The organism is Stenotrophomonas sp. NPDC077421, assembly GCF_049545505.1.
Lineage (GTDB): Bacteria > Pseudomonadota > Gammaproteobacteria > Xanthomonadales > Xanthomonadaceae > Stenotrophomonas > Stenotrophomonas nematodicola.
This window is the reverse complement of record NZ_JBMWDP010000003.1, coordinates 123271-141574: the sequence shown is the minus strand read 5'-3', so window position 1 is coordinate 141574 and position 18304 is coordinate 123271. Positions and strand designations below refer to the sequence as shown.

Sequence of the window (18304 nt, the reverse complement as noted above, 5' to 3'; positions counted from 1 at the left end):
TGAGAAGGCGAACGGAATACCACCGGGGCGAGGTCAGTCGCACCAGTGCACGCGCAGCTTGGTGCCGCCGATGTCGATCGCGTTGAGAATGGGATAGAGGTGCGGATTGTTGCTGTCCAGCGCCTGGCGCAGCACGTCCAGCTTCTGCTTGCCGCGCAGCAGCAGCAGACGCTGCCGGCTCTGGCCGAGCCCGTGCGGGGTCAGGGTGATGCGCAGTGGCCACTGGTTGGCGCCCGGGCAGCCGGTGGCATCCAGCGCCGCATAGGGCAGGGTGCTGTCCACGGCGCGGGCCAGGTCGCGGGAACCGGGGAACAGCGAGGCGGTGTGGCCGTCGTTGCCCATCCCCAGCACGCTCAGACACGGCCGCTGGCTGTGCTGCGCCTGCAGGTTGGCGGTGTACACGCATTCGGCCAGCGGCTTGCCGACCCGCACCAGCGGATCGAAATGGGCGCCTTCGGCACGCGTGAGGAAGCTCTCGCGCACCAGCCAGGCATTGCTGTCGCGGTCCTGCGGGGACAGCCAGCGCTCATCGACCAGGCTGACCTCGACGCGATCCCAGTGCACGTCCAGCTCGGCCAGTGCCTGGTAGACCGGTGCTGGCGTGGTCCCGCCGGACAGCAGCATGCGCGCACGGCCGAATGCGGTGATCTCCTGGTTGAGGAGCTGTGCCATCTCTGCGGCCACGGCCTCGATCCAGGCGTCGGCGTCGCCGTGGCGGATCAGGGTGAAACGGTCCTGCGTGTCCAGCGCGGTCATGCGGCAGCTCCCTGCAGATCGCGCTCGGCGTCTGCGGCGTAGGCGGCGGCGCCGAGCAGGCCGGCGTGCGGGTGCATCACCGCCAGCGACGGCACCCGGGCCATGATCGAGGAGAAGCGTCCCTTGTGCTCGAAACGCTGGCGGAAACCGGAGTGCTGCAGTGAGTCCAGCATCTTCGGCACCAGCCCGCCGGTCAGGAACACGCCGTCCCACGCGCCCTGGATCAACACCAGGTCGCCGGCGATGGCGCCGAACACGGCGCAGAACACGTCCACAGTACGCATTGCCTGCGGATCGCCATGCAACGCGCGCGCGGTGACGTCCACCGGTTGCAGCTGACCGGGGTCGATGTCGGCCATCTCGCACACGGCGCGATGGATGTTGACCAGTCCCGGCCCGCAGATCAGGCGCTCGTTGGAGACGCGGCCGAACTGTTCGGAGAGGATTTCCAGGATGCGGATTTCTTCAGGCGTGCCCGGCGGGAAGCTGACATGGCCACCTTCGGTTTCCAGCGGATAGCAGCGGCCGTGGCGCAGGATCAACCCGCCCACGCCGAGCCCGGTGCCCGGGCCGATCACCGCATAGTTGCGCGGCTGGCCGGGCTTGCCGGGCACCCATGCGGCGCCACCGACCTGGACCACGTCCTGCGGCTGCAGCAGCGAGATCGCCATCGCCTGGGCGGCGAAGTCGTTGATCAGGTGCAGTTCGTCGAAGCCGAGCATGTGGGCGGTACGCGCACGCGAGATCACCCACGGATGATTGGTGATGCGCGCCTCATCGCCATCCACGCGGCCGGCCACGGCGAACACGCCGCGGCGCGCCTCGGCGCCGATCTGGTCCAGATAGTGGCGCGCCGCATCGCCGAGCGACGGGAAATCGGCGACCACGAACTCGCGGATGCTGTCCTGCTGCAGCGGCGCGGCCTGCGCCGTGTCGGCCAGCGCGAAACGGGCATTGGTGCCCCCGATATCGGCGACCAGCACCGGTTGTGACGCCCCGCTCATGCGCGATCCTTGCCGGCATCGGCGTCCACGTCGGCAGGCAGGAAGCCGATTGCCTCCTCCGGGCCCCACTGGCCGGCGGGGTAGGGCTGCAGCGGCAGGGCCGCGGCTTTCCAGGCATCGCTGACACTGTCGATCCAGGCCCAGGCGGCGCGCACTTCATCGTCGCGCACGAACAGCGCGTGGTTGCCGTTGAAGGCGTCCAGGAACAGCCGTTCGTAGGCGATGCGGCGGTGCAGGCCCGTGGGTACCGACAGCTCCAGCTCCAGCGGGTGCAGTTCCAGCGCGCCCCATTCCGGGCCGGCCAGGCTGCTCATCAGGCCGAGCTCGATGTTCTCCTGCGGCTGCAGCTGGAACGTAATGCGGTTGGGCGTGGCATTGCCGCGGTCCGGGCGCTCGAACAGCCAGTGCGTGACCGGCTTGAGCGTGACCACCACGCGGGTGGTGCGCTCGGCCAGGCGCTTGCCGGTGACGAGATGGAACGGCACCCCGGACCAGCGCCAGTTGTCGATGTGCGCGGTGACCCCGGCAAAGGTTTCCACGTCGCTGCCTTCAGGCGGCTGGTAGGCCTGCGCGGGCTGGCCGTTGATGGTGCCGGCGGTGTAGCGGCCGCGGACGCTGTCGCGCGCGGCGTGCGTGGCATCCAGGGGGCGCAGGGAGCGCAGCACTTTGACTTTCTCGTCGCGGATGCGGTCGGCTTCCAGCGACGCCGGCGGCTCCATCGCCACCAGGCAGAGCAACTGCAGAATGTGGCTCTGGACCATGTCGCGCAGCGCACCGGAGCGGGCGTAATACGCATCGCGGCCGTCCACGCCCTCGCTCTCGGCCACCAGGATGTGCACCGACTCGATGTAATTGCGGTTCCAGACCGCTTCCAGCAGCGTGTTGCCGAAGCGCAGCGCGATCAGGTTCTGCACTGCTGCCTTGCCCAGGTAGTGGTCCAGGCGGAACACGCGGTCTTCGTCGATCCACTGGCCGATGGTGGAGATGATCTCCTCGGCGCTGGCGCTGTCGCTGCCGATCGGCTTCTCGAGCATCAGCCGGTGCGGGGCCGCCAGCGCGCCGCCCAGGGCCAGGCCTTCGCAGGTGGAGATGTACAGGCCCGGCGGGATCGCCAGGTAGCTCACGCAGCGGCGGTTGACCAGATCGCGCACCGAGTCGGCGACGGACTGTGGGTCGCGCAGGTCTACCGAACGGTAGTCGATGCGCTGCAGCAGCGACTGGATGTCCTCCTGGCTGGCCATCGGCATGGCCTGCTGCAGGCGCGGCCGCAGGATTTCGCGGAAGGCCTCGGTGTCGTGCGGCGACAGCGCCAGCGCACGGACCTTGAAGTCTTCGGGGAGCAGGCCGTCGCCGAGCAGTCGCAGCAGCGATGGGAACAGATAACGCTGGGCCAGATCGCCTGTGGCGCCAAACAGGAAGAGGGTGTCGTGCATCGCTCGAGTTTCAGATCCGGGTGACATCGTTGTCAATCGCTTCTCGTCTATGTTCTCGGGGGTACGGGTGGGTACGTTGACCGCATGTTGCGATCGCGGCATCGTCCACCCGACGGGCCTGGCGTGACGGCCTGACGACCCGGCGCGCAGGGGAGGAAACCGCCCCGCTGGCGCCGACGTCGTTGCCGACCATCGGATAGTGCCACGTGAAAACGTTTACATGGCAGAATGCGCAGACTGTATTCGATTGCAGTGGTCGCCGTCATGCGGCACCACGCCATCGACCTGCCATCGGGAGGGCCGAGGGCAGTTCCGCATAACAGCCCGGAGTCCGGGCGGACTGGAATGGTGATATGGCAAAAGTGCAGTTGCAGGGGGTTCGCAAGGTCTACGACAACGGTCAGGTGGCCGTGCAGGGCGCGACCTTCGAGGTGGCCGATGGCGAACTGATGGTGCTGGTCGGGCCGTCCGGCTGCGGCAAGTCGACCTTGCTGCGCATGGTCGCCGGGCTGGAGGAGATCAGCGGCGGTACGCTGACCATCGGCGACCGCGTGGTCAACGATGTGGCGCCGAAGGATCGCGATATCGCAATGGTGTTCCAGAGCTATGCGTTGTATCCGCATATGACCGTGGCCGAGAACCTCGCCTTCGGCCTGAAGCTGCGCGGTCACGACAAGGCCACGATCAGCAGGCGGGTCAACGAGGCGGCGCAGACGCTGGGCCTGACCGAGATGCTCGACAAGCTGCCCAAGGCGATGTCCGGCGGCCAGCGCCAGCGCGTTGCGCTGGGTCGCGCGCTGGTGCGCGAGCCGGCGGTGTTCCTGCTGGACGAGCCGCTCTCCAATCTGGATGCCAAGCTGCGTCACAGTGTGCGTACCGAGATCGCGCAGCTGCATCGCAAGCTGGGCACGACGATGATCTACGTCACCCACGACCAGGTGGAAGCGATGACGCTGGGCCAGCGCATCGTGGTGCTCAAGGACGGCATCATCCAGCAGATCGATACGCCGATGGCGCTCTACGACCGCCCGGCCAACCTGTTTGTGGCCGGCTTCCTGGGCAGCCCGGCGATGAACGTGCTTCGCGGCACCCTGCAGCGCAATGACCGCGGCGTGGTCGTGCAGGAGGCGGCGCTGACCGCACCGCTGGGCCAGGCGTCAGTCGATGCGGGCTGGATCGGCCGGACCATCGCCGTGGGCGTGCGTCCGGAGCATCTGCAGCCGGCCGCGGCCGAGGATGCGACGGGCTTCGAGGCGACCATCGACGGCATCGAGCCGGTGGGCAACGAGATCTTCGTGAACATGACCAGTGGCGGCCAGCCGTTGGTGATGCGCGTGGCGCCGCAGGCCCTGCCGCAGGTCGGCGAGTCGATCCGCGTGGCGATCCAGCCGAAGGGGCTGCACTTCTTCGATGCGGAGACCGGCGAGCGGTTGAACCACGACGCCTGAGGCCTCAGGTGGGCGGACCAAGGGTCCGCACCCACCCCGCCTTGGCCGGTCAGCAGCACGGATGACGGGGACGCCGGCCGAGGGCCGGGTCCACGCACTTACCGCGCCAGGCCGTCCAGCAGGGGCAGCGAGGCCACTTCCACGCCGCCGATCTCCAGCGGATCGCTGGCGATCTCCAGCGGCAGCACTGCCAGCGCCAGTTCGCCAGCCACGCTGACCACGGTGCCGATCGCCGCGCCATTCTGCTGGACCTGCGCGCCGCTGGTGATGCCGGCGCCCACCCGCAGCAGCTGCAGCGCCCGCTTGGCCTTGCCGAGGAAATGCGTGCGCGCCACGATTTCCTGGCCGGGATAGCAGCCCTTCTTGACGCTGTAGCCGTTCAGTCGATCCAGGCCCAGCTGCTGTGGCGTCCACTGTTCGCGTTGATCGACGTCCAGGCGCGGCACGCCGTAGCGCAGATCGGCCTGGCGCCAGGCGAGCGCGAATGCCGGGTCATCTGCCAGCACCGTGTCGTCCAGGGCGGCGATGCGCAGTGTCCGGGGCAGGGCATCGCTGCCCACATCCAGTTCGAGCGTCTCGCCGAGCACCGCGATGGCGGCGCCGGAGGCGGCTTCCGGCGCAGTGAAGCTGCCGGCCACGCCCAGATCGGTACGCACCGTCAGTTTCACCTTGCGGCGGAACACGAAGCGCTGCAACTGCGACGCAATCGCATCGGCATCGCCGTCGGCGAGCACCAGCACCACCTGCGTCTGGTCCAGGCGGATCAGCTGAAACACAGCAATGGTGCGGCCTTTGGCGCTCAGCCAGGCGCTCCACTGCCAATGCCGCAGGGGCAGGGCAGTGACGTCGCTGGCGAACTGGGCATGCGCGAATGCGGCCGCATCGGGGCCTTCCAGGCTGAGCAGCTGGTGACCGGAGAGGGCCGGATATCCGACGAAAGCAGGGGGCAGGTTGTCAGGCACGTGAACGGGGTCTAAAATTTGTGCGTTGCGAGACCACCCATGATAGGCCAAACAACCCCCACTCCAGAATCCGACTCCCCAGCCCCGCAGGTCGAGCAGAAGCAGCCGCTTCCCGAGACCCCCGCGGTGCCCGTGGAGATTGGTGGCCGCGGCGGACTTGATCCGGTGCGGTATGGAGACTGGGAGAAAAACGGACGCTGCATCGATTTTTGATCAGCATTGAGCCAACGCGGCATTGCGCCGCCCAGCCGAGACAACGAGCCCAGCGAATGGCCGCCAGAGAACGTCCCCTTTCCCCGCACCTTCAGGTGTATCGCTGGCAGATTCAGATGGCCACCTCGATCCTGCATCGAGCCACCGGCATCTTTCTGTCTGTTGGAGCCCTGATCATTGCGGGCGGCCTGCTCGCCCTGATGATGGGCCCTGAATCCTGGAACTGCTTCACCGGCCATGCCGGCAGCTGGTACGGCAAGCTGTTCCTGTTCGCATGGACGTGGTCCTTTGCCTACCACCTGTGCAATGGCATCCGCCACATCGTGCAGGACTTCGCGATCGGCTTCTCCATTCCCGCCTTTGTGCGCAGCAGCTGGGTCTCGGTCTTCGCCAGCCTGGTGATCACCGCGCTGGTCTGGGCCTATGTGTTCGCCGGAGCCACCGCATGAACAAGTTCCGTACCCCGCTGAAGAACGTGCGTGGCCTTGGCGCTGCCAAGACCGGCACCGAGCATTTCGTGATGCAGCGCCTGACCGCCACCGCGCTGGTGGGCCTGACCATCTGGTTCCTGGTGTTCGTGCTGAGCCTGATCGGCGCCGATTACGTGACCGCCACCGAAGCGGTGTCCAAGCCGTGGAACGCGGTCCTGCTGGTCGGCTTCCTGGTCGCGATGTTCTGGCACGCCCAGCTCGGCCTGCAGGTCGTGCTGGAAGACTACATCCACAACTCGCTGCTGGCCCTGGCGCTGCAGACCACGGTGAAGTTCATCGCCGTGCTCGGCGCGATCGTCAGTGTTTTTGCGGTCGCCCGCATTGCGCTCGGCGTTGCCTGAGTCCAGGCACCAAGACAGGAATCCAGATTAGATGTCCGCTTACAAGATTACGGAACACAAGTACGACATGGTCGTGGTCGGCGCCGGCGGTGCCGGTCTGCGCGCCACGTTCGGTCTTGCCGCCAAGGGCCTGCAGACCGTCTGCCTGACCAAGGTTTTCCCGACCCGCTCGCACACCGTGGCCGCGCAGGGCGGTATTTCCGCCGCGCTGGGCAACATGGGCGAGGACGACTGGCGCTACCACTTCTTCGACACCATCAAGGGCTCGGATTGGCTGGGTGACCAGGACGCCATCGAGTACATGTGCCGCGAAGCGATTCCGGCCATCATCGAACTGGAACACTACGGTGTGCCGTTCAGCCGTACCGAAGAGGGCAAGATCTACCAGCGCCCGTTCGGTGGCATGACCACCAAGTACGGCGAAGGCCCGTCCGCGCAGCGCACCTGCGCCGCGGCCGACCGCACCGGGCACGCCATGCTGCACACGCTGTACCAGCAGTCGCTGGCGCACAACGCGCGCTTCATGATCGAGTACTTCGCGCTCGACCTGATCTTCGATGAGGAAGGTGTGTGCCGCGGCGTGCTTGCCCTGGACATGGCCGACGGCTCGCTGCACCTGTTCCGCGCCCACGGCGTGGTGCTGGCCACCGGCGGTTACGGCCGCGCGTATTTCAGCGCCACCTCGGCCCACACCTGCACCGGCGACGGCGGCGGTCTGGTCATGCGCGCCGGCCTGCCGATGCAGGACATGGAGTTCGTGCAGTTCCACCCGACCGGCATCTACGGCGCGGGCTGCCTGATCACCGAAGGCGTGCGTGGCGAAGGCGGCATCCTGCGCAACAGCAACGGCGAGCGCTTCATGGAGCGCTACGCACCGCACTACAAGGACCTGGCCTCGCGCGACGTGGTGTCGCGTTCGATGACCATCGAAATCCGCGAAGGCCGCGGCGTCGGCGAGCACAAGGACCACATCCTGCTCGACCTGACCCACCTCGGCCCGGGCGTGATCGACGACAAGCTGCCGGGCATCGCCGAAAGCGCGCGCATCTTCGCCGGCGTCGACGTGCACAAGCAGCCGATTCCGGTCATCCCGACCGTGCACTACAACATGGGTGGCATCCCGACCAACTACCACGGCGAAGTCGTGCGCAAGGTTGGCGACAACCCCGATGCCGTGGTGCCGGGCCTGTACGCCATCGGCGAAGCAGCCTGCGTGTCGGTGCACGGTGCCAACCGCCTGGGCTCCAACTCGCTGCTGGATCTGGTGGTGTTCGGGCGTGCGGTGGCCAACCGCTGCGCCGATACCATCAAGCCGGGCCAGTCGCACAAGACCCTGCCGTCGGACGCCTGCGACAAGGCGCTCGGCCTGCTGGACAAGCTGCGCTACGCCAACGGCGACACCCCGACCTCGGTCATCCGCGACCGCATGCAGCGCACCATGCAGAACGACGCGGCGGTGTTCCGTACCAGCAAGACCCTGCAGGAAGGCTGCGGCAAGATGGCCGAGATCTTCGACTCCTTCCAGGACGTCAAGGTCTCCGACCGTTCGCTGGTGTGGAACTCCGACCTGATCGAAACCTACGAGCTGAACAACCTGCTGCTCAACGCGGTGGCGACGATCAACTCGGCCGAACAGCGCAAGGAAAGCCGCGGCGCGCACGCGCATGAAGACTATCCGGACCGCGACGACGTCAACTGGCAGAAGCACACGCTGGTCAGCGTCGACGAGAAGGGCAAGTGCGAGTTCGACTACCGTCCGGTCCACATGTACACGCTGAGCAAGGACGTGGACGTGGTCCCGCCCAAGCCGCGCGTCTACTAAGCGACCTTCGGCATGACCTCCGGCCACGCAGTGCCTGCCACTTCCTCCGCCCACACGGGTGGGGTGGTGCGCGCGCTGCGGGCCGGCGGTGTCGACTTCCTCATCTTCCGTGCTAGCCGCGCCTGCATCGCAGCGCGAGCCGCCTGAGCCAACGAGAACAGCCATGGCCGAGTTTTCCCTCCCCAAGAATTCCAAGATCGGAAAGGGCAAGCACTTCCCCGCCAAGAGCGGCGCGAAGAACACCCGTACGTTCAAGATCTACCGCTGGAATCCCGACGACGACAGCAACCCGCGTACCGATACCTACGAGATCGATCTGGACGCGTGCGGCCCGATGGTTCTGGACGCGCTGATCAAGATCAAGAACGAGATTGATCCGACCCTGACCTTCCGTCGTTCGTGCCGCGAGGGCATCTGCGGTTCGTGCGCGATGAACATCGATGGCACCAACACGCTGGCCTGCACCCGCGCCATCGCTGACTGCGGCAAGGCCGAAGTGCCGATTTATCCGCTGCCGCACATGAGCGTGGTCAAGGATCTGGTGCCGGACCTGACCCACTTCTACGCGCAGTACGCGTCGATCAAGCCGTGGATCCGCACCCAGACCCCGCCGCCGCCGGATCGCGAGCGCCTGCAGTCGCCGGAAGACCGCAAGAAGCTGGACGGGCTGTACGAGTGCATTCTGTGCGCCTGCTGCTCGACCAGCTGCCCGAGCTACTGGTGGAACGGTGAGCGTTACCTGGGCCCGGCGATCCTCCTGCAGGCCTACCGCTGGATCGTCGATTCGCGCGACGAGGACACCGGGGCGCGTCTGGACGACCTGGAAGATCCGTTCAAGCTGTACCGCTGCCACACCATCATGAACTGCGCCCGGACCTGCCCGAAGGGCCTGAACCCGGCCTTGGCCATCGCCGAGATCAAGAAGCTGATGATGGCGCGCCGCGCCTGACGTAGCGCCGGGCTCAGCCCGCGGCTCCGTAGCGCCGGGCTCTGCCCGCGGCTCTGTAGCGCCGGGCTCTGCCCGGCTGAACCGAAAAGGTAAAGCCGAGCCATGCTCGGCTTTACCGTTTAAGGCCTTGTCGTTCAAGGAGCCACACCGATGGATGAAGCAACCCTGCTGAAAAAGCTGCGTTGGCGCTGCCGCCGTGGCATGCGTGAGCTGGACCAGCTGTTCGAGCGTTACCTTGACCGCGAATGGGCCGGTGCGCCGACTGCAGAGCGCGAGGTTTTCCTGTTCCTGCTGGAATGCGAGGACGATAGGCTGTGGCGGTGGTTCATGGGCTACGAGGAGTGCCCCCATGCCGAGCCGGCCGCGCTCATCGCCAGGATCCGCGCCCTGCCGGCTTGAATGGCGGCCCTCGCGCAGGCAATGCCGCGTGCAGGTCCTGCTGGCGATGCTCGTGCCCTGGGCGCTGTCGATGAGCGATCTGCCGTCGCCGCACTGGCAGTGGGTGGCCGGGACGGTCGTGATGGCGTCCCTTGTCGAAGCGGCAGGTCAGGTCCGGCGGCGTCCCCGGCACCTGCTTGTTCCGCCTGGCGAGGCGGCCGTCATGGTGGACGGCAGGCCGGTCGAGGCCTTCGTGGTGCGGTTCCGGGGACCGCTGGTCCAGCTTCGCTGGCGGCAGGGGTGGCGCCGGCACGCACTGCTGTTCTGGCCCGATACCCTGTCGGCGGCGCAGCGACGTGAACTGCGACTGGCCGTCGGCACCCGCTGCATTTCCCGTTCACGTCGCGCAATGGCACCATAGCCTGAATTGTCCGGCACACCTGCATGTTCAAACCCATACCTGTCGCAATCGGCCTGCGTTACCTGCGCGCCAAACGTCGCAACGGCTTCATCTCCTTCATCTCGATGGCGTCCATCCTTGGCATCGCGCTGGGCGTGACCGTGCTGATCACCACCCTGGCGGTGATGAGCGGCTTCCAGAAGGAGATCCGCGACCGCCTGCTGCAGATGTCCGCGCATACCACCATCACCAGCGACGGCGCGCCGATGGCCGACTGGCAGCGGTCGGTGGATCTGGCCATGAAGGACCCGCGCGTGGCCGGTGCCGCGCCGTACATCGAGATCCAGGCCATGCTGAGCGGTCCACGCGTGCAGGGCGCGATCGTGCAGGGCATCGACCCGGCGCTGGAGCCCACGGTCTCGGTCATCAATCAGAAGCTCAAGCGCGGCAGCTACGACAGCCTGACCCCCGGCAGCTACAACCTGCTGCTGGGCAGTGAACTGGCCATCTGGCTCGGCGTGGATGTCGGCGACACCGTGGTGGTGACGCTGGCCGAAGTGCAGGGCACGCCGATGGGCGCGATGCCGCGGCTGAAGCGCTTCACCGTCAGCGGCATCTTCGAGGCCGGCTACAACGAGATCGACCGCGGCGTGGCCTACGCCAACATGAGCGACCTGGAGCGTGTCCTGCGCATCGATGGCGCGACCGGCGTGCGCCTGAAGCTGCACGACATGGACAAGGCGCTGGATGTCGGCCTGGATCTGGCGCATGCGCTGCACGGGGCCTACCGGGTCAGCGACTGGACCCAGCAGAACGCCAACCTGTACCACTCGCTGCGCATGGAAAAAGTGGTGATGGGCATCCTGCTGTCGCTGATCATCGCGATGGGGGCCTTCAACCTGGTGTCCTCGCAGGTGATGCTGGTCACCGACAAGCAGGCCGACATCGCGATCCTGCGCACGCTTGGCCTGACCCCGGGCGGGGTGATGCAGGTCTTCATGGTGCAGGGCTCGCTGATCGGCATCTTCGGTACCGTGATGGGCGTGATCGGCGGCATCACCCTGACCTTGAATCTCGAACGCATCCTCGGTGCGATCGAGACGGTGTTCAACGTCAAGCTGCTGCCCGAGGACGTCTACTACATCACCGGCCTGCCCACCGACATGCAGGCGCCGGACATCATCATCATCACGGTGGTCGCACTGGTCATGAGCTTCCTGGCGACGTTGTATCCCGCGTGGCGCGCTGCCCGCACCCAGCCGGCGGAGGCCCTGCGTTATGAATGATGTGATCGGGCATGACGTGAGCGTCCGCGGCCAGGAAGTGCTCCGCGCCGAGCGCCTGGGCAAGACCTATTCCGAAGGGCGCATGCAGACCCCGGTCTTCGATGGCCTGGACCTGAGCGTCAACACCGGCGAGACGGTCGCGATCATCGGCGCCTCCGGTGCCGGCAAGAGCACCCTGCTGCATCTGCTTGGTGGCCTGGACCTGCCCACGGCGGGCGAGGTGCTGGTGGCTGGCGTGCGCATGTCGCAGCTCTCCGATGCAGCGCGCGGCAGCCTGCGCAACCGCACGCTGGGCTTCGTGTACCAGTTCCATCACCTGCTGCCCGAATTCACCGCGTTGGAGAACGTGATGATGCCGGTGCTGCTGGGCGGTGCGGACGTGGCCGATGCACAGGCGCGCGCCCGTTTGCTGCTGGAGTCGGTCGGCCTGGGCCACCGCCTGGAGCACAAGCCCAGCGAGCTGTCCGGTGGCGAGCGCCAGCGCGCCGCCGTGGCCCGCGCGCTGGTCAACCGGCCGGCCTGCGTGCTGGGCGACGAGCCCACCGGCAACCTGGACGACAAGACCGCCGCGACCGTGTTCGACCTGATGCTGGAGCTCAACCGCGCCCACCACACCAGTCTGGTGCTGGTGACCCACGACCGCAGCCTGGCACGCAAGCTGGACCGCGTGCTGGAACTGCGCGAAGGTCGCCTGCACGCCTTGTCGCACGACCAGGTCTGAGCACCCCGTCCAGGCGCTGAACTGCCGGCGGGCTGCATGCGCCGGCATCATCCCGGGGGGCGCATGATGCCTGCAGCCCACCCCGCCGGAGGTTCCATGAAAGCCCATGTTGCCGTCGCCCTGTGCCTGGCCCTGTCCGCCTGTGCGACCAGTGGTCGCCTGACGTCCGAGCAGAAGCTGTCGCTGTACCGCGCCCATGCGGCACCGCCGCAGCAGGACATGCCGCTGTATGGCGGCATCAATGGCTGGACCGAACTGGGCGACAGTGCGCTGGCGGTATGGACGCGCCCGAGCGAGGCCTATCTGCTCGAGCTGACCGGCCCGTGCCAGGGCCTGGACTACGCGCTGGAGATCGCGCTGACCAGCCGCACCGGACGGGTGTCATCGCGCTTCGACAAGGTCCTGGTCCGCGACCCGACCTCGGGCCCGATGAACATGCCGTGCTTCATCCGCAGCATCCAGAAACTGGACATCAAGGCGCTGCGCGCGTCCGAACAGGACATGCGCCAGGCGAAGCTGCAGGAGCGGGAGCCGTAAGGCGAACCGCGACCTGCCGTGCAGGTGCCGGCCACTGGCCGGCACAGCGGCCTCACGCCTCCGGCGCGACGTAACCGGCCGGCTTTTCTGCGCCGCCGGAGAACAGGTACTTGACCAGCTCTTCTTCCAGGAACGCGCGGTGCCTGGGATCGCGCGGCGACAGCCGGTTCTCGTTGATCAGCATCGTCTGGTGCGCCAGCCATGCGGCCCACGCGCTCTTGCCGATGTGATTGAAGATGCGCTGGCCGAGATCGCCGGGATAGGGCACGAAGTCCAGGCCGTCGGTGTCGCGTTGTTCGTACTTGCAGAAAACGGTGCGGGGCATGGGCTTACTCGGAAACGGGTGGGGAGGACGCGCGTCGCATTGTACGGCGCTTGGGCGAGGCGGGCGGCGCGCCGGTGTCGAGCAGCTTGCGGATCGGTGCGGGCAGGCCGAGCGTGGGCAGGTCCACTGGAGCGACCCAGCGCAGGCCCGGGACATCGGCGCGCAGGCCGTCCACCTGGCAGGACAGCACCTGCAGGTGCAGGCGGTAATGGCTGAAGGTGTGTTCCAGCACCGGCAGCGCCTCCGCGTCGTCCAGCGAGCCGTGCAGGTGCGCGTCGAACCAGTCCTGCAGCGCGCTGCCATGCTCGGCCTGGGGCAGCGTCCACAACTGCGCCCAGATGCCGGTATCCGGCCGCTTCTGCAGCAGCACGCGGCCGCGGCCATCGCGCAGCAGCAGGGCCACGGCCTCGCGCTCGGGCAGTGCCTTGCCTGGTTTGGGCGTGGGCAACCGGTCGGTGCGGCCTTCACGGCGCGCCACGCAATCGTCCTGCAACGGGCAGATCACACAGGCGGGACGGCTGCGGGTGCATACGGTAGCGCCCAGATCCATCTGCGCCTGCGTGTAGTCGGCCATGCGACCGTCGGGAACGTGCTGTACGTGCGCCTCTGCCAGCCCCCAGAGCACCTTCTCCACGGCGGGCAGACCGGGAAAGCCGTCGATGCCGTGATAGCGGGTGAGCACGCGTTTGACGTTGCCGTCGAGGATCGCATGGCGATCGTTCCAGGCCTGGCTGAGGATTGCAGCGGCGGTACTGCGGCCGATGCCGGGCAGGGCGTGCAGCGCGTCGAGATCGCGCGGCAGCTCGCCATCGTGATCGGCCACGCAGCGTTGCGCGGCGGCATGCAGGTTGCGCGCACGCGCGTAGTAGCCAAGCCCGGCCCACCGTGCCATCACGGCGTCGTTGCTGGCTGCGGCCAGCGCGGGCAGGGTGGGGAAGACCTGCAGGAACGCCAGAAAGTACGGAATGACCGTACTGACCTGGGTCTGCTGCAGCATGATCTCCGACAGCCACACCCGGTACGGCGAGCGCGGGTGCTGCCACGGCAGGTCATGCCGGCCGTGGCCGTCGAACCACGGCAGCAGGCGGCCGACGAAGGCGTCGCCGCGCCCGTCCACGCCGGGCATCAGCCGCCCAGAGCCTCGGGCAGCAGCGCGTCGACGAACGCTTCCGGATCGAACACGCGCAGATCTTCCGGGCGCTCGCCGATGCCGGCGAAGCGGATCGGAATGCCGAACTCACGGGCCAGCGCGAACACCACGCCCCCCTTGGCGGTGCCATCCAGCTTGGTCACCACCAGGCCGGTGACGTTGACCGCCGCGTGGAACTGGCGCAGCTGGGAGAGGGCGTTCTGCCCGGTGGTGCCGTCGATCACCATCAGCACCTCGTGCGGCGCGGCCGGATCGATCTTGCCCAGCACGCGGCGGATCTTGCCCAGCTCGTTCATCAGGCCGGACTGGGTATGCAGGCGGCCGGCGGTGTCGGCAATCAGTACCTCTGTGCCGCGTGCCTTGCCGGCCTGCAGCGCATCGAAGGCGACCGATGCCGCATCGGCATTCTGGCCCTGGGCCACCACGGCCACGCCGTTGCGCTCGCCCCAGGCCTGCAGCTGGGCCACGGCGGCGGCGCGGAAGGTGTCGCCGGCGGCCAGCATCAGACTGTGGCCGTCGTCCTTGAAGCGCTTGGCCAGCTTGCCGATGGTGGTGGTCTTGCCCACCCCGTTGACGCCGACGGTGAGCACCACGAAGGGCTTGGCGGTGCGGTCGATGACCAGTGGTCTGGCGACCGGCTGCAGGATCGCGATCAGCTCGCTGCGAAGAGCGGCCAGCAATGCCTTGGCGTCGGCGAACTCTCGCGCCTTCATGCGCTTGCGCAGGCCCTCGACCAGCGCGGTGGTGGCGCCAACGCCGACATCGGCGGTGATCAGGGCGGTTTCCAGCTCGTCGAGCAGGTCGTCGTCGAGCTTGGGATTGCGCGAGAACAGGCCGCCGAAGCTGCGGGCGATGACGCTGTTGCGCAGGCGGTCGCGCCAGCCGAGCTTGCCGGGAGCGGCCGGAGCGGTGGTATCGCCGGGCTCGAGGATGTCGGCGGCCGGGGCGGCGGCCGCCACGGGCAGTTCGGTCGGCTGAGCGGCTTCCTGCACGATGTCGGTGGCGACCAGGACCGGCGGGGTCACCTGCACGACGGGTGCAGGGTCGGTCGGGCGCTGGCCGGCGGGCGGCACTACCGGTGTGGTCGGTTCCGGGGGCGTGGCGGCCCGGGCGACCGGTGCGGTCGATGCCGGAGGCGCGGTGGGCGGGGCTGCCGGGGCGGTCGATTCCACGGGCGCGGTGGGCGGGACGACCGGCGCGGGCGGTTGGGCCGGCGGCGCGGCAGCATCAGCCGCCTGCGGGAACGCGGCGGCCAGCTCTTCAGCCGAGTAGTGCTGGGTCTTGGGCGCGTCCTGTGGGGCGTCCTGGGGCTTTTTGCGACGGAAGAAACTGAGCATTGGATTCGGCGCTGAAATCAGAGGGATATGCTACCACTCGGGCCTGTCAGCCCCGAGTGCACTCAAGTGCGCGGCCCGGCGGCCGCTATCGACGGTGGAGGGCCGCACGGGGCGGTCCGGGGTGCATCCGGGTGGGCAATATTCTGGCAATCGCGGGCAGCGGCATGCGTGCGGCCCAGCAGGGCGTACAGGTGGCCGCGCACAACGTGGCCAGCCTGGACGCGCCCGACGCGACGCGTCTGCAGGTGCTGCGGGGCGCTGCGCCTGCCGGCGGGGTGCAGTCCGTCGTGGGCACCACGCCCCAGGACCCGACGGCCCCGTTGACCGACCTGCTGGCCGCCCGCAACGAGGTGCTGGCATTCACGGCCAATGCCGCCGTGATCCGGCGCTCCGATGGCATGCTTGGCGCATTGCTGGACGCAACCGCCTAACCGTGGGTCGCCACCGTTGGCCGGCACGACCGGGTCATGTGACTTTCCTGGAGCCCGTCGTGGCAGGACGATGCCGACCTGCGGCCGGCATCGTCGGGTGCCGCGGTCTTACGCGGACAGTTCGAGCAGGAGCTTGTTGAGCCGGCGCACGTAGGCGGCCGGGTCCTTCAGCGTGTCGCCGGCTGCCAGGGCGGCCTGGTCGAACAGCACGCGGCTGAGGTCGTCGAAGCGTGCCGCGTCGGCTTCCTGGTCGAGCTTGCCGATCAGCGGGTGGCCGGGGTTGAACTCGAACACGGGCTTGCTGTCCGGCACCTTCTGGCCGCTGGCTTCCAGGATCTGGCGCATCTGCAGGCCCAGGTCCTGTTCGCCGATGGCCAGGATCGCCGGGGAGTCGGTGAGGCGGTGCGAGACGCGCACGTCGGCCACGTCCTCGCCGAGCGCGGTCTTGAGCCGCTCGACCAGGGCCTGCTTGTCCTTGGCGGCTTCTTCCTGGGCCTGCTTGTCTTCCGCCGACTCCAACGCGCCGAGGTCGAGGTCGCCGCGTGCGACGTCAACGAACGACTTGCCGTCGAAGTCGGTCAGGTAGCCCATCAGCCACTCGTCGATGCGGTCGGTGAGCAGCAGTACTTCGATGCCCTTCTTGCGGAACACTTCCAGATGCGGGCTGTCCTTGACCTGGGTATGGCTGTCGCCGGTCAGGAAGTAGATCTTGTCCTGGCCTTCGATCATGCGGCCGACGTAGTCGGCCAGGGACACGCTCTGCTCGCCGCTGGCGTCATGGGTGGAAGCGAAGCGCAGCAGGCCGGCCACCTTTTCGCGGTTGCCGTAGTCTTCGGCGGGGCCTTCCTTGAGGACCTGGCCGAACTGCTTCCAGAAGCCGGCATAGACGTCCGGCGAGTCCTTGGCGAGCTTGTCGAGCATGTCCAGCGAGCGCTTGGTGAGCGCGGCCTTCATCGAGTCGATGACCGGGCCGGACTGCAGGATTTCGCGCGAGACGTTCAGCGACAGGTCGTTGGAATCCACCACGCCCTTGATGAAGCGCAGGTACAGCGGCAGGAACTGCTCGGCCTGGTCCATCACGAACACGCGCTGCACGTAGAGCTTCAGGCCCTTGGGCGCATCGCGGTGGTAGAGGTCGAACGGCGCGTGGCCGGGCACGTACAGCAACGAGGTGTACTCGAGCTTGCCTTCGACCTTGTTGTGGCTCCACGCCAGCGGGTCCTGGTGGTCGTGCGCGGCGTGCTTGTAGAACTCGCGGTACTCGGCGTCGGTGATCTCGTTGCGCGGACGGGTCCACAGCGCGCTGGCGCGGTTGACGGTTTCCCACTCGGGCTCGGCCGGTGCATCGTCGCCGTGGGCGTTCTTGACCATCTGGATCGGCAGGCCGATGTGGTCGGAGTACTTCTTGATGATGCCGCGCAGGCGCCAGCCATCGGCGAAGTCGAACTGGTCGTCCTTCAGGTGCAGCACGATGCGGGTGCCGCGCTCGGGCTTGTCGATGCTCTCGACGTCGAACTCGCCTTCGCCTCGCGAGGACCAGTGCACGCCTTCGCTGGCGGGCAGGCCGGCGCGGCGCGAGTAGACGTCGACCTGGTCGGCGACGATGAAGGCGCTGTAGAAGCCGACGCCGAACTGGCCGATCAGCTGGGAGTCCTTCTTCTGGTCGCCGGAGAGCTGGCGCAGGAAGTCGCCCGTGCCGGACTTGGCGATGGTGCCAAGGTGCGCGATGGCCTCGTCACGGCTCATGCCGATGCCGTTGTCGTCGATGGTCAGGGTGTGGGCATCGGCATCGAAGCTGACGCGGATGCGCAGGTCGCTGTCGTTCTCAAGAAGGGCCGGCTGGGTCAGCGCTTCGAAGCGCAGTTTGTCCGAGGCGTCGGCAGCGTTGGAGATCAGCTCGCGAAGGAAGATTTCCTTGTTGGAGTACAGCGAGTGGATCATCAGCTGCAGCAGCTGCTTGACTTCGGTCTGGAAGCCCAGGGTTTCTTTTTGGGTCTGCACGGTCATGAGTGGCGATGCTCCTTGGACGATGCCGCGCCCTGCGCGGCGGCTGGCTCAAGGGGTAGGGGCGGCGGGGTGGGTTTTCAAGAGCGTGCGGATACCCGCCGTTTGTATCCTTCCTGGCTCGGGGGCGATGCAGGTCGCGGTTGCAGCCGGCCACTCGGAGGTCCTGATCAGGGGCCTTTTTCCACGGGAGGAGGGCTTGCACGCGACACTGCCCGTCTGTCGATCAGATGTCTGCATTGAATCCGGTGCGGTCATTGGCTGGGCGAATGGCGGGAGGGTCGGGCGGCGGTGCCATCCGCCGTCTCCGGTGCAT

20 protein-coding genes are annotated in these 18304 nt (G+C 67.5%); 12 read left to right on the top strand and 8 right to left on the bottom strand.

All coding sequences use genetic code 11. From position 1 onward, the window contains the following. Positions 1 to 33 precede the first annotated feature (33 nt). From pgl to zwf, 3 genes are read right to left on the bottom strand one after another with little or no spacing between them, the layout of a single operon-like run. Entirely contained in the window at positions 34 to 756 is a 723-nt protein-coding gene (gene pgl / locus ACPEH1_RS02925) for a 6-phosphogluconolactonase (RefSeq protein WP_017355959.1), read from the bottom strand. Beyond that, positions 753 to 1760, bottom strand: coding sequence for a glucokinase (gene glk / locus ACPEH1_RS02920; protein WP_017355960.1), 1008 nt, complete (start codon positions 1758 to 1760; stop codon positions 753 to 755). The genes pgl and glk overlap by 4 nt, the downstream gene beginning before the upstream one ends. Next, positions 1757 to 3193, bottom strand: coding sequence for a glucose-6-phosphate dehydrogenase (zwf, locus tag ACPEH1_RS02915; RefSeq protein ID WP_017355961.1), 1437 nt, complete (start codon positions 3191 to 3193; stop codon positions 1757 to 1759). Before zwf ends, glk begins: the two co-directional genes overlap by 4 nt. Before the next feature lie 353 nt (positions 3194 to 3546). On the opposite strand from zwf, the gene ACPEH1_RS02910 reads away from it, so the two are divergent. Next, entirely contained in the window at positions 3547 to 4641 is a 1095-nt protein-coding gene (locus tag ACPEH1_RS02910) for an ABC transporter ATP-binding protein (RefSeq protein WP_136005857.1), read from the top strand. A gap of 98 nt (positions 4642 to 4739) precedes the next feature. On the opposite strand, the gene ACPEH1_RS02905 is transcribed toward ACPEH1_RS02910, so the two are convergent. After that, positions 4740 to 5603, bottom strand: coding sequence for a YgfZ/GcvT domain-containing protein (locus ACPEH1_RS02905; RefSeq protein ID WP_423715199.1), 864 nt, complete (start codon positions 5601 to 5603; stop codon positions 4740 to 4742). Between the two features lie 39 nt (positions 5604 to 5642). Between ACPEH1_RS02905 and ACPEH1_RS02900 the strand changes: the two genes are divergently transcribed. From ACPEH1_RS02900 to ACPEH1_RS02855, 10 genes are all read left to right on the top strand, one after another. Continuing rightward, a complete protein-coding gene (locus ACPEH1_RS02900; protein WP_082316384.1) occupies positions 5643 to 5816 on the top strand; it encodes a DUF1674 domain-containing protein in 174 nt (57 codons plus the stop codon). A gap of 56 nt (positions 5817 to 5872) precedes the next feature. Beyond that, entirely contained in the window at positions 5873 to 6265 is a 393-nt protein-coding gene (sdhC, locus tag ACPEH1_RS02895) for a succinate dehydrogenase, cytochrome b556 subunit (RefSeq protein WP_017355964.1), read from the top strand. Continuing rightward, complete coding sequence (gene sdhD, locus ACPEH1_RS02890) at positions 6262 to 6648, top strand: succinate dehydrogenase, hydrophobic membrane anchor protein (RefSeq protein WP_136005859.1); 387 nt, start codon at positions 6262 to 6264, stop codon at positions 6646 to 6648. Before sdhC ends, sdhD begins: the two co-directional genes overlap by 4 nt. A gap of 31 nt (positions 6649 to 6679) precedes the next feature. After that, on the top strand, positions 6680 to 8470 hold the full coding sequence (gene sdhA / locus ACPEH1_RS02885; RefSeq protein WP_017355966.1) for a succinate dehydrogenase flavoprotein subunit: 1791 nt from the start codon (positions 6680 to 6682) through the stop codon (positions 8468 to 8470). A gap of 163 nt (positions 8471 to 8633) precedes the next feature. Further along, a complete protein-coding gene (locus ACPEH1_RS02880; RefSeq protein WP_017355967.1) occupies positions 8634 to 9419 on the top strand; it encodes a succinate dehydrogenase iron-sulfur subunit in 786 nt (261 codons plus the stop codon). Between the two features lie 150 nt (positions 9420 to 9569). Beyond that, a complete protein-coding gene (locus tag ACPEH1_RS02875) occupies positions 9570 to 9818 on the top strand; it encodes a succinate dehydrogenase assembly factor 2 (protein ID WP_017355968.1) in 249 nt (82 codons plus the stop codon). A gap of 28 nt (positions 9819 to 9846) precedes the next feature. Next, a complete protein-coding gene (locus ACPEH1_RS02870) occupies positions 9847 to 10218 on the top strand; it encodes a hypothetical protein (RefSeq protein WP_423668969.1) in 372 nt (123 codons plus the stop codon). Positions 10219 to 10241: 23 nt separating this feature from the next. Then, a complete protein-coding gene (locus tag ACPEH1_RS02865) occupies positions 10242 to 11483 on the top strand; it encodes a lipoprotein-releasing ABC transporter permease subunit (RefSeq protein WP_017355970.1) in 1242 nt (413 codons plus the stop codon). Continuing rightward, complete coding sequence (gene lolD, locus ACPEH1_RS02860; RefSeq protein ID WP_423715198.1) at positions 11476 to 12204, top strand: lipoprotein-releasing ABC transporter ATP-binding protein LolD; 729 nt, start codon at positions 11476 to 11478, stop codon at positions 12202 to 12204. Before ACPEH1_RS02865 ends, lolD begins: the two co-directional genes overlap by 8 nt. A gap of 96 nt (positions 12205 to 12300) precedes the next feature. Further along, positions 12301 to 12741, top strand: coding sequence for a DUF6491 family protein (locus tag ACPEH1_RS02855; protein WP_017355972.1), 441 nt, complete (start codon positions 12301 to 12303; stop codon positions 12739 to 12741). A 52-nt stretch (positions 12742 to 12793) separates the two neighbouring features. Here ACPEH1_RS02855 and ACPEH1_RS02850 read toward each other — a convergent pair whose 3' ends face one another. From ACPEH1_RS02850 to ftsY, 3 genes are read right to left on the bottom strand one after another with little or no spacing between them, the layout of a single operon-like run. Beyond that, positions 12794 to 13066: an oxidative damage protection protein gene (locus ACPEH1_RS02850; protein WP_423715197.1), complete on the bottom strand. Its 273-nt coding sequence runs from the start codon at positions 13064 to 13066 to the stop codon at positions 12794 to 12796. Positions 13067 to 13070: 4 nt separating this feature from the next. After that, entirely contained in the window at positions 13071 to 14192 is a 1122-nt protein-coding gene (gene mutY, locus ACPEH1_RS02845) for an A/G-specific adenine glycosylase (RefSeq protein ID WP_136005865.1), read from the bottom strand. Beyond that, positions 14192 to 15553: a signal recognition particle-docking protein FtsY gene (gene ftsY / locus ACPEH1_RS02840; RefSeq protein WP_423715196.1), complete on the bottom strand. Its 1362-nt coding sequence runs from the start codon at positions 15551 to 15553 to the stop codon at positions 14192 to 14194. Before ftsY ends, mutY begins: the two co-directional genes overlap by 1 nt. A 131-nt stretch (positions 15554 to 15684) precedes the next feature. Here ftsY and ACPEH1_RS02835 point away from each other — a divergent pair, with 131 nt between their 5' ends. Continuing rightward, positions 15685 to 15984: a hypothetical protein gene (locus ACPEH1_RS02835; RefSeq protein WP_153164264.1), complete on the top strand. Its 300-nt coding sequence runs from the start codon at positions 15685 to 15687 to the stop codon at positions 15982 to 15984. 108 nt (positions 15985 to 16092) lie between these two features. Here the strand turns inward: ACPEH1_RS02835 and htpG are convergent, their stop codons facing one another. Beyond that, positions 16093 to 17991 (bottom strand): molecular chaperone HtpG, encoded by a 1899-nt coding sequence (htpG, locus tag ACPEH1_RS02830; RefSeq protein WP_423715195.1) that lies wholly within the window; start codon positions 17989 to 17991, stop codon positions 16093 to 16095. Between the last annotated feature and the right edge of the window lie 313 nt (positions 17992 to 18304).

What these genes read in the sequence shown, in the direction of transcription:
- ACPEH1_RS02865 (WP_017355970.1), top strand. Translation starts at nt 10,242, where the DNA reads ATGTTCAAACCCATACCTGTCGCAATCGGCCTGCGTTACCTGCGCGCC.
- sdhA (WP_017355966.1), top strand. Translation starts at nt 6,680, where the DNA reads ATGTCCGCTTACAAGATTACGGAACACAAGTACGACATGGTCGTGGTC.
- mutY (WP_136005865.1), bottom strand. Translation starts at nt 14,192, where the DNA reads ATGCCCGGCGTGGACGGGCGCGGCGACGCCTTCGTCGGCCGCCTGCTG.
- ACPEH1_RS02910 (WP_136005857.1), top strand. Translation starts at nt 3,547, where the DNA reads ATGGCAAAAGTGCAGTTGCAGGGGGTTCGCAAGGTCTACGACAACGGT.
- ACPEH1_RS02875 (WP_017355968.1), top strand. Translation starts at nt 9,570, where the DNA reads ATGGATGAAGCAACCCTGCTGAAAAAGCTGCGTTGGCGCTGCCGCCGT.
- ACPEH1_RS02900 (WP_082316384.1), top strand. Translation starts at nt 5,643, where the DNA reads ATGATAGGCCAAACAACCCCCACTCCAGAATCCGACTCCCCAGCCCCG.
- ACPEH1_RS02855 (WP_017355972.1), top strand. Translation starts at nt 12,301, where the DNA reads ATGAAAGCCCATGTTGCCGTCGCCCTGTGCCTGGCCCTGTCCGCCTGT.
- zwf (WP_017355961.1), bottom strand. Translation starts at nt 3,193, where the DNA reads ATGCACGACACCCTCTTCCTGTTTGGCGCCACAGGCGATCTGGCCCAG.
- lolD (WP_423715198.1), top strand. Translation starts at nt 11,476, where the DNA reads ATGAATGATGTGATCGGGCATGACGTGAGCGTCCGCGGCCAGGAAGTG.
- htpG (WP_423715195.1), bottom strand. Translation starts at nt 17,991, where the DNA reads ATGACCGTGCAGACCCAAAAAGAAACCCTGGGCTTCCAGACCGAAGTC.
- glk (WP_017355960.1), bottom strand. Translation starts at nt 1,760, where the DNA reads ATGAGCGGGGCGTCACAACCGGTGCTGGTCGCCGATATCGGGGGCACC.
- sdhC (WP_017355964.1), top strand. Translation starts at nt 5,873, where the DNA reads ATGGCCGCCAGAGAACGTCCCCTTTCCCCGCACCTTCAGGTGTATCGC.
- ACPEH1_RS02880 (WP_017355967.1), top strand. Translation starts at nt 8,634, where the DNA reads ATGGCCGAGTTTTCCCTCCCCAAGAATTCCAAGATCGGAAAGGGCAAG.
- sdhD (WP_136005859.1), top strand. Translation starts at nt 6,262, where the DNA reads ATGAACAAGTTCCGTACCCCGCTGAAGAACGTGCGTGGCCTTGGCGCT.
- pgl (WP_017355959.1), bottom strand. Translation starts at nt 756, where the DNA reads ATGACCGCGCTGGACACGCAGGACCGTTTCACCCTGATCCGCCACGGC.
- ftsY (WP_423715196.1), bottom strand. Translation starts at nt 15,553, where the DNA reads ATGCTCAGTTTCTTCCGTCGCAAAAAGCCCCAGGACGCCCCACAGGAC.
- ACPEH1_RS02850 (WP_423715197.1), bottom strand. Translation starts at nt 13,066, where the DNA reads ATGCCCCGCACCGTTTTCTGCAAGTACGAACAACGCGACACCGACGGC.